Consider the following 15025-nt stretch of genomic DNA (forward strand, 5'->3'; position numbering starts at 1 on the left):
GACCTTATTGGGCGGGGGCGACCAGCTGCACGCGCGGATCGAGCGCGGCGTACATGATGTCGACGATGAGATTGATGATGACGAAGATCAGCGTGACCAGCATCACGTAGGCGACCACCACGGGGCGGTCGAGCTGGTAGACGCTGTCGATCAGCAGCTTGCCCATGCCCGGCCAGGCGAACACGGTTTCGGTGATGGTCGAGTAGGCGATCAGTTGGCCGAACTCCATGCCGATCACGGTTACCACCGGGATGAGGATGTTGCGCAGGATATGGCGGCGCACGATGCGTCCGGGCTTGATGCCCTTGGCGCGCGCGAATTTGACGTACTCCTGCGACTGGGCCTCGGCCACGCCGCTGGCCGTCATGCGCAGCACCAGGGCGATATTGGCCAGGCCCAGGTTGATGGCGGGCATGATCACGTGCGCCCAGCCGTTGGCCGTGAGCAAGGAGAACGGGATGCCCAGCACGGTGACCGTGGCGCCGCGTCCGGAGGCCGGCAGCCAGCCCAGCCACACGGAAAACAGCAGGATGAGCATCATGCCCTGCCAGAAGTTCGGCAGCGAAAAGCCCAGCACCGAGGTGGCCATGATGCCGCGACCCAGCGGCTCATCGCGATACAGGCCGGCGACCAGCCCCATCGGAATGCCGACAATACAGGTCAGGGTGATGGCCACCAGCACCAGTTCGAAGGTGGCCGGCATGCGCTGGACGATGAGTTCGATGGCGGGGATGCCGTGCACGAAGGACGTGCCCAGATCGCCATGCAGGGCGCGCCACAGGAAGTTGAGGTACTGCTGCCACACCGGCAGGTCCAGCCCCAGGCGCGTGATCATCGCCTGGCGCGCTTCCATGCTGGCTTCGGGGCTGACCAGCAGTTCGATCGGGTCGCCCACGGCGTAGACCGCCAGGAAGACGACGAGCGATACCGCCAGCAGAACAAACAGGCTCTGTATCAGCCTGCGCAGGATAAACAAGGCCACGTTTCGATTTCCTTGGTGGTCTCAGTGAAAGATACGCTCTGAGGAGCGATCACAGAATAAAGCCTGGCCTCAGGCCAGCGGCCGGGCCAGCCGCAAGACCGTCACGCCGGGGCGCAGATTGGCCAGCGACGGCATGATGAGCACGCAGTTGTCATAGGGGGTGGTCACGGCTTGGCCATCGGACCAGCCGATCACGGTGCCGGCCTGCGGCAGTTTCTCCATCCCTTTCCAGGGGTGGGCGAAACGAAAGTCTGTGCTGCGCGCCGCCACGGCGTCGGTGACGCGCAAGGCCTGCGGGGCGCTGGCGGCAGGCCGCAGCCACTTGGCCGGGACATCGGCCGCGCCGACGATTTCCGAAGCCAGCAGAAAGCGCGCCATGATATCCAGGGCGACCGCCGCGCTGGCCGTGGCGCCGTGAAAGCCGCATTCGATGAGCAGCGAGCGGCTCTGCGGGTCGCCGTCGGGGGCGAAGCGGCCATAGTCGCGCAGGCGCACGCCGGCGGCATGGCCGGCATCCGAGACGATGTAGGCCGGATTGCCGAGCGCGCGCGCCAGGGCGACATTGCGCGGGGCCAGGCCGCTGAGTTGCAGCGGCTCGTTGGCGTTGCTCATGGAGTGGAAGTCAAGCAGCCAGTCGGCCCGCTCCACCCAGGGCAGCAGCTCACGCGCGCGCTGGCGCTCCAGACTGTCGCCGGCGGCCAGTTTGTCGGCGCTCCAGACCCGGTTCATGTCTTCGTCGACAAAACGCGAGCGGGCATAGTCCGCCGGATCGAAGCGATCGAAGGCCGCCAGATTACAGAAGGCCAGCGTGAGGCTGCCGCGCCGCGGCGCCAGCCCGCTGGCCAGCAGCATTTTCAGGGCCCAGGCGCCGCACAGCTCATTGCCGTGGATCAGCGCGGTCAGCAGAACCTGTCTGCCGGGCCGTCCGGAATCGAAGTGCCAGACACCTGGTGTGCCGGTATTGCCGGCACGTTCGTCGTCCAGGTTTGGACGCGCTAATTCAAAGGGTCTAGTGGGAAGGGACATGGCAACTCCGGAACGCGGGGCAGATTGTATAGGGGTTACAAATCTGTCCGTCCAGAAAGGAACAAGGGCGCCGCCTATGGCGACGCCCTCGGGCGGGTCAGTGTCCCTTGTGAGGAAACCGCACCCGGATCATGACAGTTTACTTCTTGTCAGCCGGCTTGACCGACATGGCCAGGGTGTACTGGTCGCGGCGGCCTTCGTAGGTCAGGCCCTTGCGGAAGGCCCAGATGCTGCTTTCGAAGTGCAGCGGAATGAGCGGCACGTTGTCCAGCGCGATCTGCGTGGCCTGCTGCAGCAGTTTCTGGCGCTGAGCCGGATCGACCGTCACGATGGCCTGCTGATAGACCTTGTCGAACTCGGGGTTGGAGAAGCCGCCGTAATTGCTGGTGCCCAGGCTCTTGGGCGAATCCAGCGACGCGACCCACAGCTGGAACAGGCCCGAGGCCTCGCCCACTTCGGAAGGCCAGCCGCCGATCGGGAAGCTGAACTCGCGCTTGGCGCGCTTGGGGAAGTAGATCGAGGCCGTCATGGCGTCGACATTGGCCTTGATGCCGATGCGCGACAGATACTGGGCCACGGCCTGTGCGATCTGGCCGTCGTTGACGTAGCGGTCGTTGGTGGTCGAGATGGTCATCTCGAAACCATTGGGATAGCCCGCCTCGGCCAGCAGCTTCTTGGCGCCTTCGGGGTCGTACTTGATCTCCGGCGCATTGGCCAGGCCGCCGAACATGCCGTCAGGCATGTACTGGTAAGCCGGGGTGGCCAGGCCGTCCATCAGGCGCGCGACGATGGTCTTGCGGTCGATGGCCATGGAGATGGCGCGGCGCACGCGCAGATCCTGCAGCGGGTTCTTGCCATCGGCGGCCTTGACGAAGGGGCTTTCCTTGCGGCCGACGTCCGGTTGGAAGAAGATCAGGCGGGTCGAGGGGGTGGCGACGTAACCGTATTGCGGATTGCTCTTGATGCGTTGCAGATCGCGTGCGGCGGGGTTCTCGATGACGTCGAAGTCACCCGAGAGCAGGCCGGTCAGGCGCGGGCCGGCATTGGGAACCGGCACGAACTTCACGTCCTTCCAGGCCGGTTTCTCGCCCCAGTAGTTGTCATTGCGGGTCAGCTCGATGCCGGTGCCCTTGACGTAGGACTTCAACATATAGGGGCCGGTGCCGATGGCGTCCTTGCCGTTGTTGAAATCGACCACGGTGGGCCACTTGCCGGTCACGCCGCAGCCGGCCTTGGGATCGAAGCTGAGCTTGCCGTGTTCGACGATGCCGTTCCAGATGATCGGCAGGCCGCGCGCCAGTTCGGCCGGCAGCAGCGGCAGCGGTTCGGCCGTCTTGATGATGACGGTATGCGCATCCGGCGTCTGCACGTCGGTGATGCGCTTAGTCATGTCCATGTACGACTGCGAGATATTGGTCTCGTTGTTCAGCGTACGGCAGATCGTGAACAGCACGTCGTCGGCCGTGAAGGGCTTGCCGTTGGAGAACTTGACGTCGTCACGCAGCTTGAATTCCCAGGTTAGGTCGTCGAGGTTTTTCCAGGACTTGGCCAGCGCCGGCTTGAGCTGCATGTTCGCATCGCGGCCCACCAGCGAGTCATAGACATGCGCCGAGAAGGCGTCATTCTGGGTCTGCTTGTGATAGTGGGGGTCGGCCGAAGTCGGTTCGGAAGACAGGGCGATTTTCAGCGTCTGGGCCAGTGCGGCGCCGCCAGGGGCGGCCAGCAGGCCCGCCGCCATAACGGCCACGAGGATGCGAGACTTCATGTTGGACAACTCCGGGTAGACAAGGGCGCGATTATTGATAGCCGCTACCCGCATTGTCAACGTTTGGTCCGACAGCCGCCAGACCCCTGCGACGCGATTTGTCAGTCGCGTCAGAGGGGGAGCGCTTGGGATGCATACCCGGGAAATCCCTGATCAGGGATGTCCTGAAAGAAGCGCCGCGCCCGCCTAGCAGGCCGGGTACGGCGCGGACGGTACCGGAGGGAGGGAGGGGGGAGGTCCGGCGCCGTCAGAGAGGGGCACGGCCCGTTCGGGCGCCGTGCCGGCGGCACACGCTGGAGATCCGCAACGTGCGCGTGCCGCGTTAAGGCTTTACCACTGCGAACCGGTGTAGTTGGCGCTTTGGGCGCGGGCACGGTTCATGGATTCGTTGACTTCATCGACGAAGGCGAAGAAGCCGGAGACGCCGCGGCCGATGCAGGCGGCCACGCGCTTGAGGGCAGCCACGGGGTGCGGGGCAGCTTGGTTTTCCATCGCGCCGCGCAGCAGATCACGCTCCAGCGAATCGGTCATGCGGGCGTTTTGATTCAGGGTCAGGTCGCTCATGGTTTGCTCCACTCATCATTTCTCGACTAGGTGAAACCATTATAGGGATAACCCTAGGTGTGGAGCAACAAAAACCTAGGGCAAACCCTAGGTATGTTGTAAATAAACCTGACGTGGTCTGAAAGGCGTGTGCAATCAAGGGCTTGGCGGCCGCCCGTTACGGATCGCCCGGGCCGCATCGGCCAATTCGCCCGCTGTCAGCCCGATCGGCCCGATGCCCTGAGCCACGAGGGCGTCGGCGGCGGCGCCGTGCAGCCAGACGGCGGCGGCGACGGCTTGTTCGGGCGGCAGCGCCTGGGCCAGCAGCGCGCCCAGCATCCCCGCCAGCACGTCGCCAGTGCCGGCGCTGGCCAGGCCAGGATTGCCCGTGGAGTTACGCAGGCAGACGCCGTCCGGGGCGCAGACCAGGCTGCCGGCGCCTTTGAGCACGACCCAGGCGCCGTAGCGTTGCGCCAGTTCCCGGGCCGCTGCGGGCCGGGCGGCCTGCACCTGGTGGGTAGAGCGGTTTAGCAGCCGGGCCGCTTCGGCCGGGTGCGGCGTGAGCACCACGGTGCCCTGCCCCCAGGCCGGGCGCAAACGGCCCGCGGCCAGCAGGTTCAAGCCATCGGCATCGAGCACCATGGGCGCGTTGCGCCGGCGTTGAAACAGTTCCGCCAGGAGTTGGGCCGCCAGGGGCGAGGTGCCGATACCGCAGCCAGCCGTCCAGGCCGTCAGATTCAGCTCGCCGGCCAGCAGTGCGTCGGCCGGCCGGATCATGAGTTCCGGCTGCAAGGGGTCGCAGGCCAACGGGCAGGGTTGCTGGGCCAGGCCCACCAGGACTTTACCGGTCCCCAGTTTGAGCGCGGCGCGCGCGGCCAGCAGGGCCGCGCCGGTCATGCCCGGCCCGCCGCCCAGCACGGCCAAACTGCCGAAACTCCCTTTATGACTGTCCGCCGCGCGGGGAGCGAACAGGGCGGGAAACTGGCTGGGGTCGATAAGCGCGGGGGCGGAGGCGGACATGGGGATTCCAGGGGGACGGCTTTCCACTATAGTGCCCAAAAACCGCGCGCCTGGGCGCGCTCTCTGGAGACTGACGAATGAGCACCGATGCCACCCTGGCGCACTACGCCCGCTACGAAGCCCTGAAGCTGCGCCGCCATCCCGAAGGCGTGCTGGAGCTGATCATGGGCGCCAAGGATGCCAGCGGCAAGCTCTCGACCGCCGATCACCGCCTGCACCGCGAGCTGGCCGATATCTGGCGCGATATCGATACGGATCCGCTGACCCGGGTCGTGGTCATCCGCGGCGAAGGCAAAGGGTTTTCGGGCGGGGGCGACCTGGATCTGGTGCAGCAGATGGCCGATGACTTCGAGGTGCGCGCGCGCGTCTGGCGCGAGGCGCGCGATCTGGTCTACAACATCATCAACTGCAACAAGCCCGTGGTCTCGGCCATGCATGGCGCGGCGGTCGGCGCCGGCCTGGTGGCCGGCCTGCTGGCCGATGTCTCGATCGCCGCGCGCGACGCCCGCATCATCGATGGCCACACGCGGCTGGGCGTGGCCGCGGGCGACCATGCCGCCATCGTCTGGCCGCTGTTGTGCGGCATGGCCAAGGCCAAGTACTACCTGCTGCTGTGCGAAACCGTCAGTGGCGAGGAGGCCGAGCGCATCGGCCTGGTATCGCTATGCGTGGACGAACCGCAGTTGATCGAGCGCGCCTTCGAGGTGGCTTATCGCCTGGCGCGCGGCTCGCAGACGGCCATACGCTGGACCAAATATGCCTTGAATAACTGGCTGCGCCAGGCCGGCCCGAGTTTCGACACCTCGCTGGCGCTCGAATTCATGGGCTTTGCCGGGCCGGACGTGCGCGAAGGCATCCAGTCCTTGCGCGAGCGCCGCGCGCCCGACTTCAAGCCGGACGCGCCTTTCTGAGTCAGGGCTGCCGGGGAGCGAAGAAACGCGCGAAGGCGGCCTGGGCTGGCGCGCTGGCCAGGCACTGACGGAATTGTTCGGCTTCGCGATCCAGGGTGGCGTGCAAGGCCGGGCGTTGCGGCCCGCGCATGAGCGCCTTGGAGACGCGCAGCGCCTGGCGCGGCTGGGCCGCCAGCCGCGCGGCGGTAGCCTGGGCCAGGGGCAAGGCCTGCCCCGGTTCGGTGACCGCGCTGGCCAGGCCGGCGTCGTGCGCCGCGCTGGCGTCGAAACCCTCGCCCAACAACAGCCATTGCGCCGCGCGCCGTGCGCCGGCGATCTGCGCGAGCCATTGGCTGGAACCGCCCTCCGGGCATAGCCCCAGCGCCAGAAACGGCAGCTTGAATTGGGCGTCGCGTCCGGCATAGACAAAATCGCAGTGCTGCAGCAGCGTGACCCCCACCCCCACGGCATGGCCTTCGACGGCGGCGATCACTGGCGCATCGCAATCCACCAGCGCCCGCAGAAAATGCAGTCCGGGGCTGTCGCCGGCGGGCCGCTCGGCCTGGAAATCGCGCAGATCATTGCCGGCCGTGAAGTGCGCGCCGGCGCCGGTCAGCACCACGGCGCCCACCTCGGCGTCCTGATGCGCGGCACGCAACTGCTCGGCCAGGGCGTGATACGTGGCCGTATCCAGCGCGTTGCGCCGTTCGGGGCGGTTCAGCGTGAGGGTGAGCACCCCGTCTTGCCGTTCGCTCAACAAGGTCTCGCTCATACGAAGGCCTTGGCAGCCAGCGCGGCGCGCGCCGCGTCATACTCGGTGCGCAATTGCGCCACGATCGCGGCGGCGGGCTGCACGGCGTCGATGCTGCCTACCCCTTGGCCGGCGCCCCAGATGTCTTTCCAGGGCTTGGCGCGCGAGGTGCCGAAGTTGGAGGCCCCGCTGTCTGGCGCGGGAAGGTTGGCCGGATCCAGCCCCGCGTTGACGATGCTGGACTTCAGGTAGTTGCCGGGGATGCCGGTGAAAAAAGGCGTGTAGAGAATATCGCCGGCCTGCGCCTGCACCAGCGCGGCTTTGTAGGCCTGGCTGGCGTTGGCCTCCTCGCTGGCGATGAAACGGGTGCCCATGTAGGCGAAGTCCGCGCCCATGGCCTGCGCGGCGAGGATGCCCGCGCCGTGGCCAATGGCGCCCGAGAGCACGATGGGGCCGTCGTAGAAGCGCCGGACTTCGGTCAACAGCGCGAAGGGGCTGAGCGTGCCGGCATGGCCGCCCGCGCCGGCGGCCACCAGAATGAGGCCGTCCACGCCTGCCTCCAGCGCTTTTTCGGCATGGCGGATCGTGGTGACGTCGTGGAAGACTTTGCCGCCCCAGGCATGGATGCCCGCGACCAGGTCGCCGGGGGCGCGCAGGCTGGTGATGATGTAGGGCACGCGGTGGCGGGCGCATTCGGCCAGATCGTGCTCCAGGCGGTCGTTGGACTGATGGATGATCTGGTTCACCGCAAAGGGCGCGACCCGGGCTTGCGGATGCGCCTGGCGGTAATCGGCCAGGCCGGTCTGGATCTCAGCCAGCCAGTCCGCCAGCAGGCTTTGCGGACGCGCGTTGAGCGCCGGAAAGGCGCCCATCACGCCGCTGGTGCATTGCGCCAGCACCAGGGCCGGGTTGGAGACGATGAACATGGGCGAGCAGATGACGGGCAATTGCATCTGGCCATACAGGTCTGCGACCACGGGATGGGGCGCGGCGGTGTCTCGGGCGGTCATGAGGGTTTCCGATGGTATTGAGCGTGGCGTGTGCCGGGTCTATAATTACCTACCGGTCGTCCGGTAATTAATTAAATTCATTTAACGGCATGCGGTAAATCGCTGTCAATGCAGATTCTCCAGTAAACCCGCGCCCGCCCGCCTTTTTATTTATGCCTGTTTCTCCTTCGCCGGGCCGCCGCGCCGGCCGCCCGCCCACACTGACTGCCGCGCGCGAACGCATTCTCGAGGCGGCCGCGGCCCTGTTTGCCCAAAGCGGCTATGAGGGCAGTTCGATCGCCGACCTGGCCACGGCCATCGGCGTGTCCAAAGCGGCCATCTATCACTATTACCCCACCAAGCAGGATATCTACGACGCCATCATCGTGGAGGTGCTCGGAGGGTTGCTGGCGGCCGTCACGCAGGCCTGCGCCGCGCAGCAAGCCGCCGACGCCCGTCTGCGCGCCTTCATGCTGGCGCATGCGGATTACTTCGAGGCGCATCACGACCAGTTCGTCACCATGCTGATCGGCTACTCCGGCATGGCCCTGCCCGAGCAGGCCGACGCGGCACGCCTGCGCGACAGCTACGAGGCGCTGCTGCGCGAGATCCTTGCGCAGGGTACGGAGCAAGGCGTGTTCCGGCGGCGCGAGGTCGCCGCCACGGGGCGCGCCGTGCTGTCGCTGCTGAATTGGATGGTGCGTTGGTACAAGCCCGGCCAGGGGCAGACCGCCCGCGCCATTGCGCAAGATTATTTTGACCTGATCACCGGCGGCTTGTGCCGCCCCGAGACCGAACCGAGGTAAAAATCATGGCCCTGGACCAAGAAACCCTGACCCTGTTGCTGGACGCTGTGCGCCGCTTCGTGACCGAGCGCCTGGTGCCGGCCGAAGACGAGCTCGCGCACACCGGGACGATTCCCGAAGACATCGTGCGCGAGATGCGTGAACTGGGCCTGTTCGGCCTGTCCATCGCGCCCGAATACGGCGGCCTGGGCCTGACCATGGAGGAAGAGGTGCGGGTGGTGTTCGAGCTGGGCCAGACCTCGCCGGCTTTCCGGTCGCTGGCCGGCACCAACATCGGCATCGGCTCGCAGTCCATCGTGCTGGCCGGCTCCGAGGCGCAGCGCAATCATTACCTGCCGCGCCTGGCCAGCGGCGAGCTGGTCGGTTCGTTTGCGCTGACCGAGCCGGACGCCGGCTCGGATGCCATGGCGCTGCGCACCACGGCCACCCGCGATGGCGACCACTACATCATCAATGGCACCAAGCGCTACATCACCAACGCCCCGATTGCCGGCCTGTTTTCCGTCATGGCGCGCACCGCGGCCGAGCGCCGCGCCGATTCCATCTCTTGCTTTCTGGTCGAGGCCGGCACGCCTGGCCTGACGCTGGGCAAGCCGGACAAGAAAATGGGTCAGGCTGGCGCGTTGACCTGCGACGTGGTGTTCGACAACTGCCGCGTGCCGGCCAGCGCGCTTCTGGGCGAGCAGGAAGGCACGGGTTTTCGCACCGCGATGCGGGTGCTGGACAAAGGCAGGCTGCATATCGCCGCCTTGTGCGTGGGCATCGCCGAGCGCCTGGTGCGTGACGCCGCCCGCTATGCGCTGGAGCGCCAGCAGTTTGGCAAACCCATCGCCGAGTTTCAGTTGGTGCAGGCCATGCTGGCCGACAGCCAGGCCGAGTTGTACGCCGCCCGCTGCATGGTGCTGGACGCGGCCGCCAAGCGCGACCGCGGCGAGAACACCACCATGGAGGCCGCCTGCGCCAAGATGTTCTCCACCGAGATGGTCGGCCGCGTGGCCGACCGTGCGGTGCAGATCCATGGCGGCGCCGGTTATATGTCGGAGTACGCGGTCGAGCGCTTCTACCGCGACGTGCGGCTGTTTCGCATCTTTGAAGGCACGACGCAGATCCAGCAACTGGTCATCGCGCGCGAAGCCCTCAAGGCCTACGCCTGAGCGGGCCTGCCTTGTGCGCTGGCCGCACAAGGTCGTGCGCAAAACGGAAAACAATCCCGGGCGGCTGGGGCTAATATGCCAGCTTCCCCCAAGTCTGACTCATGTAAAACCATGTCGCAACGTACCGCTCCCCTGACCGGCATTCGCGTGCTGGATCTCACCCGAGTGCTTGCCGGTCCCTGGTGCACGCAGAATCTGGCCGATCTCGGCGCCGAAGTGATCAAGATCGAGCGTCCCGGCGCGGGCGACGATACGCGCGCGTGGGGCCCGCCCTATCTGAAGGACGCCTCCGGCCAGAACACCAGCGAAGCCGCGTATTACCTGTCGGCCAATCGCAATAAGTTTTCGGTCGCGCTGGATATCGCCAGCCCGCGCGGCGCCGAACTGGTGCGCGAGCTGGCCAAGCAGTGCGACATCGTGGTGGAGAACTTCAAGGTCGGAGGCCTGCGCAAGTATGGCCTGGACTACGACAGCCTGAAGGCGATCAACCCGCGCATCATCTATTGCTCCATCACCGGCTTTGGCCAGACCGGCCCCTACGCCAGCCGTCCCGGATATGACTTCATGATCCAGGGCATGGGCGGTTTGATGAGCATCACCGGTGAACGCGACGACCTGCCGGGCGGCGGGCCGCAGAAGGCGGGCGTGGCCGTGGCCGACCTGATGACGGGCATGTATTCGACGGTCGGCATTCTGGCGGCCATCATCGAACGCGAGCGCAGCGGCCTGGGCCAGCATATCGACATGGCGCTGCTGGATTGCCAGGTGGCCATGCTGGCCAACCAGAATCTGAATTTCATGACCTCCGGGCAGGCGCCGCAGCGCGCCGGCAACGCGCACCAGAACCTGGTGCCCTATCAGGTCTTCGCCGCGGCCGATGGCCATCTCATCGTGGCCGTGGGCAACGATGGGCAGTTCCGCAATTACTGCCGGGTGCTGGGCTTGCCGGAGCTGGCCGATGATCCGCGCTTTGCCACCAATCCGCAGCGGGTGCGCAATCGCGAGACGCTGGTGCCCTTGCTGGTCGAGCGCATGGCCACGGGCGCGCGCGATACCTGGCTGGCCGAACTCGAGGCCGCCGGCGTGCCGGCCGGCCCCATCAATACGCTGGATCAGGTCTACGAAGATCCGCAAGTGCAGGCGCGCGGCATGAAGCGCGAGCTGCCGCACGCGCTGGCTGGCACCGCACCGATCGCCGCCAGCCCGCTCAAGCTCTCCGAAACACCGATCGAGTACCGCCGCCCTGCTCCCATGCTGGGTGAGCACACGCGGCAGATCCTGAGCGAACGCCTGGGCCTGTCCGATGAGGAAATCCAGGCGCTGGCCCAGGGTCCGGCGGCCTGACAACGAGATACAAAATAAAGGAGAGTGAGATGGCAGATATTCAGACCCTGGGTGTGGTCGGTGCCGGGGCCATGGGCCGGGGCATCGCGCAGATCGCCGCTCAGGCAGGCATCAAGGTCCGCCTGTACGACAACAACGCCGAAGCGGTGGCCGCCGCGCGCGATGCGCTGACGCAAACCTGGGACAAGCTGGTCCAGAAGGGCAAGCTCAGCGCCGAGGCCGCCAAGACGGCCCTGGAGCACGTGCTGCCGGCCCAGGCCTTGACCGATCTGGCCGATTGCCAATTGGTGGTCGAGGCCATTGTCGAGCGTCTGGACGTCAAGCGCGATCTGTTTGCCCAGCTCGAAGGCATTGTCGGCGCGGATTGCATCCTGGCTTCCAATACCTCGTCGCTGTCCATCACGGCGATCGCCGCGTCCTGCCAGCATCCGCAGCGCGTGGCCGGTTTCCACTTCTTCAATCCCGTGCCGCTGATGAAGGTGGTCGAGGTGATCGACGGCCTGCGCAGCGCACCCGCCGTGGGAGATGCGCTGGCCGCGCTGGCGCGCCGCATGGGTCACACGCCCGTGCGCGCCAAGGATATGCCGGGCTTTATCGTCAACCACGCCGGCCGGGGCATGAACACCGAAGGCTTGCGTGCCGCGCAGGAGGCGGTGGCGCCTTTCGATCAGATCGACGCCATCATGCGTGAGCAAGCGGGCTTTCGCATGGGCCCGTTCGAGCTGCTGGATCTGACCGCACTGGACGTCTCGCATCCGGTGATGGAGTCCATCTATCGCCAGTTCTTCGACGAAGCGCGTTTCCGTCCCTCGCCCATCACCACGGTGCGTCTGGCCGGGGGGCTGCTGGGCCGCAAGGTCGGCGAAGGCTTCTATGTTTACAAGGATGGCCAGAAGCAGGTGGCGCCCGAAGCGCCCGTGCCGGCCTTGCCCGCGTCGCTGCGCGTCTGGGTCAGCCCCGCGCATGCCGATGGGCAGGCGCGCGCGCAGGCCTTGTTGCGTCAGTTGGGTGCCGAGGTGGTGCAGGACGCCGCCGCGCCGGAAGATGCGCTGTTGGTGGTGACGCCCTTGGGCGAGGATGTATCCACCTGCGTGGCCGGCCAGCAGCTCGACGGAACGCGCGTGGTGGGTCTGGATGTCCTCAATGACTTCAGTAGCAGCCGTCGCCGCACGGTCATGACCTCGCCGGCCACGCAGGCGCGCTGGCGCGACGCCGCCCACGCGCTCTTTGCCAAGGACGGCGTGGCCGTCAGTGTCATCGAAGACTCGCCCGGCTTCATCGCACAACGTATCGTCGCGACCATCGTCAATATCGCTTGCGACATCGCGCAGCAGCGTATCGCCACGCCCGAGGACATCGATCAGGCCGTGCATCTGGGCCTGGGATACCCCCAAGGACCGCTGGCCCTCGGCGACCGTCTCGGTGCGGCGCGCGTGCTGGAAATTCTGCGCAATATGGCGCGTGTAACGGGAGATCCGCGATATCGCCCCAGCCTGTGGCTGCAGCGCCGTGTGCAACTGGGCCTGCCCTTGACGCAGGCCTGATCCAGCGGCACGCCGGGTCAAGCTGCGCCCCGTTTTACGGGGCGCTTTTTATTGCGGGCGCCACCGGCCCGCGCGGCTTACTTCGCCGCGTTGACCATGTATTCGACGGCGGCGCGAATGTCGTCTTCGGAGGCCGTGGTCGCGCCGCCCTTGGGCGGCATCACGCCCTTGCCGCTGAGCGCGACCTTGACCATGGCATCCATGCCCGTGGCGATGTAAGGCGCCCAGGCGGCCTTGTCGCCGAACTTGGGCGCGTTGGCCACGCCCGTTCCATGACAGGCGAAACAGGTGCTTTTGTAGAGTTTCTCGCCCGCGGGGTTGGTGGCCGCGGCCTGAGGCGCGGGCGCCGTGGGCGGCGCGGCGGCAGCCGGGGCTGCTGGTGCTGCTGGGGCTGCTGGCGTGGCCGCAGCTGCCGGCGCTGCCGCAGCGGGCGGGGCGGGCGCCTCGGCGTCCGGCTTGGCGGGCGGCGCGGGTTCGGCGGGTTCGGGCAGATCGCCGCCCGATTGATTGGCCATATAGACCACTGCTCGCGCGACTTCGAAATCGCTCAACGCCGGGTTGCCGCCCTTGGCCGGCATTGCGCCCTTGCCGTGCAGCGCCACATTGAGCATGGCGTCGAAGCCGCTCTGCAGGAAAGGCCCCCACGCCGCCTTATCGCCCACCTTGGGCGCGCCGGCGACGCCGGCGGTATGACAGGCCGTACAGACGGCGGCAAACACTTGCTCGCCGGTCTTGTAGACGCGCGGCGCATTGGCGTCGACCAGTTCAAAACCGGCGACCGGAGCAATGCGCTTGTTGGTGGCGTCTTCGGAGAGCGTGTCCGATCCTGCGCCGACCTTGGCACCCGAGACGACCAGGTTGACCAGCAGGATGATGACGAGGATGGGGACAATGAACGACAGGACGATCGTGAAGATCAGCTGCCGCGGCGTCTTGATGGGGGAGGAATGTTCTTCGACGTGATCCTGCTCGTTGCTCATATCCTAATCCTGCTAATCGGAACGCCGGGTGGCGGAATCAGACTGACACGACAACTCAACGCAACTACGAGGTGGGACGGAGCAAGAACGAACCTCCGGCCTGCAGTGAACGATCGATTATATAACGCCAAGCGGCGGTGAAATCCGAATTGGGGTAAGTCCCCAACGGAGGACGGAAAAATGGGTACAATAGCGCCGCGCTGTGCCCGTAGTTCAATGGATAGAATGAGAGTTTCCGAAGCTCTTGATACAGGTTCGATTCCTGTCGGGCGCGCCATCCGATCACAGCTTTACGCTTTCAGGTCCATCGCTGGCCCAGGCCATGCCAAGCGGCTCTTGCGCGGTCTCTGTCAGGGCTCGGGTCGACGTCAATATGCCGCATGCCGCCCAGCCAGGTTTGCCGGTCTTCCGTTGCCCGGACGGGCCCCGATCTCCATAACATCGCCCCGGTAGCCCCGCTGCAACGCGGTCCTTGCCGCTTTTTCTCCCGCCCCTTAGTCCTTGCGCCCTGCCCGCGCGCGCGGCTTTGACGCTGCCGTTGAAGATCAAGGTCTTCCTTGCGAGCGGCCTGGCCGCGGGCCCTGCCGTTTTCCCGCATTTTGCAAGGCGCGGCGCCTGCGCTACGATCACGAGTAATTCTCATTCCCGTTGTTGAACTCTTTTGATCTGCGCGCCGGGCCCTGCACGAGCCGCCTATCCTCCGTGAGCGCCTCCTCTCCTCCCGTCTCTTCCTGCGCGCAGTCCCTCTATTGCGATCACCACCATTGGCTGTACACCTGGCTGCAGCGCCGGTTGGGCAATGCCGCCGATGCGGCGGATCTGGCGCATGACACCTTTCTGCGGTTGTTGAGCAAGGCGGAGGCACCGCGCTTCGCCAGCGCAGCGCAGGCGCGCGCCTATCTGCGCCAGGTCGGCAGTGCCTTGTGCGTGGATCTCTGGCGCCACCGCGAGGTGGAGCGGGCCTGGCTCGAGTCCCTGGCCGCGCAACCGCAGGCCGTGGTGCCCTCGGCGGAGCATCAGGCCATCGTCGTCGAAACCTTGCTCGAGATCGGCCGTATGCTGGGCCGCCTGCCGCAGAAGGCCGCCGCCGCTTTCATCATGGCGCAAGTCGAAGACAAGCCCTATCGCGAGATCGCGCTGGCGCTGGGCGTGTCGGAGCGCATGGTCAAAAAATACATGGCGCAGGCCATGTTCGAGTGCACCTTGATCGAAGCTGGCCTGAGCGCCTGAC

14 protein-coding genes and 1 tRNA gene are annotated in these 15025 nt (G+C 66.3%); 7 read left to right on the forward strand and 8 right to left on the reverse strand.

What is annotated here, in order from left to right:
• Window positions 1–4: 4 nt before the first annotated feature.
• From CAL22_RS01655 to CAL22_RS01675, 5 genes are all read right to left on the reverse strand, one after another.
• On the reverse strand, window positions 5–982 hold the full coding sequence (locus tag CAL22_RS01655; RefSeq protein WP_094809775.1) for an ABC transporter permease: 978 nt from the start codon (window positions 980–982) through the stop codon (window positions 5–7).
• 69 nt (window positions 983–1051) lie between these two features.
• Entirely contained in the window at window positions 1052–2008 is a 957-nt protein-coding gene (locus tag CAL22_RS01660) for a succinylglutamate desuccinylase/aspartoacylase domain-containing protein (RefSeq protein WP_094809777.1), read from the reverse strand.
• Window positions 2009–2147: 139 nt separating this feature from the next.
• A complete protein-coding gene (locus tag CAL22_RS01665; protein WP_094809779.1) occupies window positions 2148–3773 on the reverse strand; it encodes an ABC transporter substrate-binding protein in 1626 nt (541 codons plus the stop codon).
• Between the two features lie 330 nt (window positions 3774–4103).
• Window positions 4104–4337 carry a hypothetical protein gene (locus tag CAL22_RS01670; RefSeq protein ID WP_094809781.1) on the reverse strand — a complete coding sequence of 78 codons (234 nt, stop codon included), beginning with the start codon at window positions 4335–4337 and terminating at the stop codon, window positions 4104–4106.
• Window positions 4338–4472: 135 nt separating this feature from the next.
• Window positions 4473–5336: an NAD(P)H-hydrate dehydratase gene (locus CAL22_RS01675; RefSeq protein ID WP_094809783.1), complete on the reverse strand. Its 864-nt coding sequence runs from the start codon at window positions 5334–5336 to the stop codon at window positions 4473–4475.
• Between the two features lie 77 nt (window positions 5337–5413).
• Here CAL22_RS01675 and CAL22_RS01680 point away from each other — a divergent pair, with 77 nt between their 5' ends.
• Window positions 5414–6247: an enoyl-CoA hydratase/isomerase family protein gene (locus CAL22_RS01680; RefSeq protein ID WP_094809785.1), complete on the forward strand. Its 834-nt coding sequence runs from the start codon at window positions 5414–5416 to the stop codon at window positions 6245–6247.
• Between the two features lies 1 nt (window position 6248).
• Here the strand turns inward: CAL22_RS01680 and CAL22_RS01685 are convergent, their stop codons facing one another.
• Together CAL22_RS01685 and CAL22_RS01690 are read right to left on the reverse strand one after the other, a co-directional pair.
• On the reverse strand, window positions 6249–6998 hold the full coding sequence (locus CAL22_RS01685) for an enoyl-CoA hydratase-related protein (protein WP_094809787.1): 750 nt from the start codon (window positions 6996–6998) through the stop codon (window positions 6249–6251).
• Complete coding sequence (locus CAL22_RS01690) at window positions 6995–7987, reverse strand: NAD(P)H-dependent flavin oxidoreductase (protein WP_094809789.1); 993 nt, start codon at window positions 7985–7987, stop codon at window positions 6995–6997. The genes CAL22_RS01685 and CAL22_RS01690 overlap by 4 nt, the downstream gene beginning before the upstream one ends.
• Before the next feature lie 152 nt (window positions 7988–8139).
• On the opposite strand from CAL22_RS01690, the gene CAL22_RS01695 reads away from it, so the two are divergent.
• The 4 genes from CAL22_RS01695 to CAL22_RS01710 all read left to right on the forward strand — a co-directional run bounded on the left by CAL22_RS01695 (window position 8140) and on the right by CAL22_RS01710 (window position 12814).
• Entirely contained in the window at window positions 8140–8772 is a 633-nt protein-coding gene (locus CAL22_RS01695; RefSeq protein ID WP_094809791.1) for a TetR/AcrR family transcriptional regulator, read from the forward strand.
• A 5-nt stretch (window positions 8773–8777) separates the two neighbouring features.
• Window positions 8778–9926 (forward strand): acyl-CoA dehydrogenase family protein, encoded by a 1149-nt coding sequence (locus CAL22_RS01700; protein WP_094809793.1) that lies wholly within the window; start codon window positions 8778–8780, stop codon window positions 9924–9926.
• A gap of 111 nt (window positions 9927–10037) precedes the next feature.
• Window positions 10038–11270, forward strand: coding sequence for a CaiB/BaiF CoA transferase family protein (locus CAL22_RS01705; protein ID WP_094809795.1), 1233 nt, complete (start codon window positions 10038–10040; stop codon window positions 11268–11270).
• Between the two features lie 29 nt (window positions 11271–11299).
• Window positions 11300–12814 carry a 3-hydroxyacyl-CoA dehydrogenase gene (locus CAL22_RS01710; RefSeq protein WP_094809797.1) on the forward strand — a complete coding sequence of 505 codons (1515 nt, stop codon included), beginning with the start codon at window positions 11300–11302 and terminating at the stop codon, window positions 12812–12814.
• A 77-nt stretch (window positions 12815–12891) separates the two neighbouring features.
• Here CAL22_RS01710 and CAL22_RS01715 read toward each other — a convergent pair whose 3' ends face one another.
• Window positions 12892–13794, reverse strand: coding sequence for a c-type cytochrome (locus CAL22_RS01715; protein WP_094809799.1), 903 nt, complete (start codon window positions 13792–13794; stop codon window positions 12892–12894).
• A 202-nt stretch (window positions 13795–13996) separates the two neighbouring features.
• Here CAL22_RS01715 and CAL22_RS01720 point away from each other — a divergent pair.
• Together CAL22_RS01720 and CAL22_RS01725 are read left to right on the forward strand one after the other, a co-directional pair.
• Window positions 13997–14071, forward strand: a tRNA-Arg gene (locus CAL22_RS01720).
• A gap of 425 nt (window positions 14072–14496) precedes the next feature.
• Entirely contained in the window at window positions 14497–15024 is a 528-nt protein-coding gene (locus tag CAL22_RS01725; protein ID WP_094811036.1) for a sigma-70 family RNA polymerase sigma factor, read from the forward strand.
• Window position 15025 lies beyond the last annotated feature (1 nt).

The organism is Bordetella genomosp. 12 (genome assembly GCF_002261355.1).
Lineage (GTDB): Bacteria > Pseudomonadota > Gammaproteobacteria > Burkholderiales > Burkholderiaceae_B > Bordetella.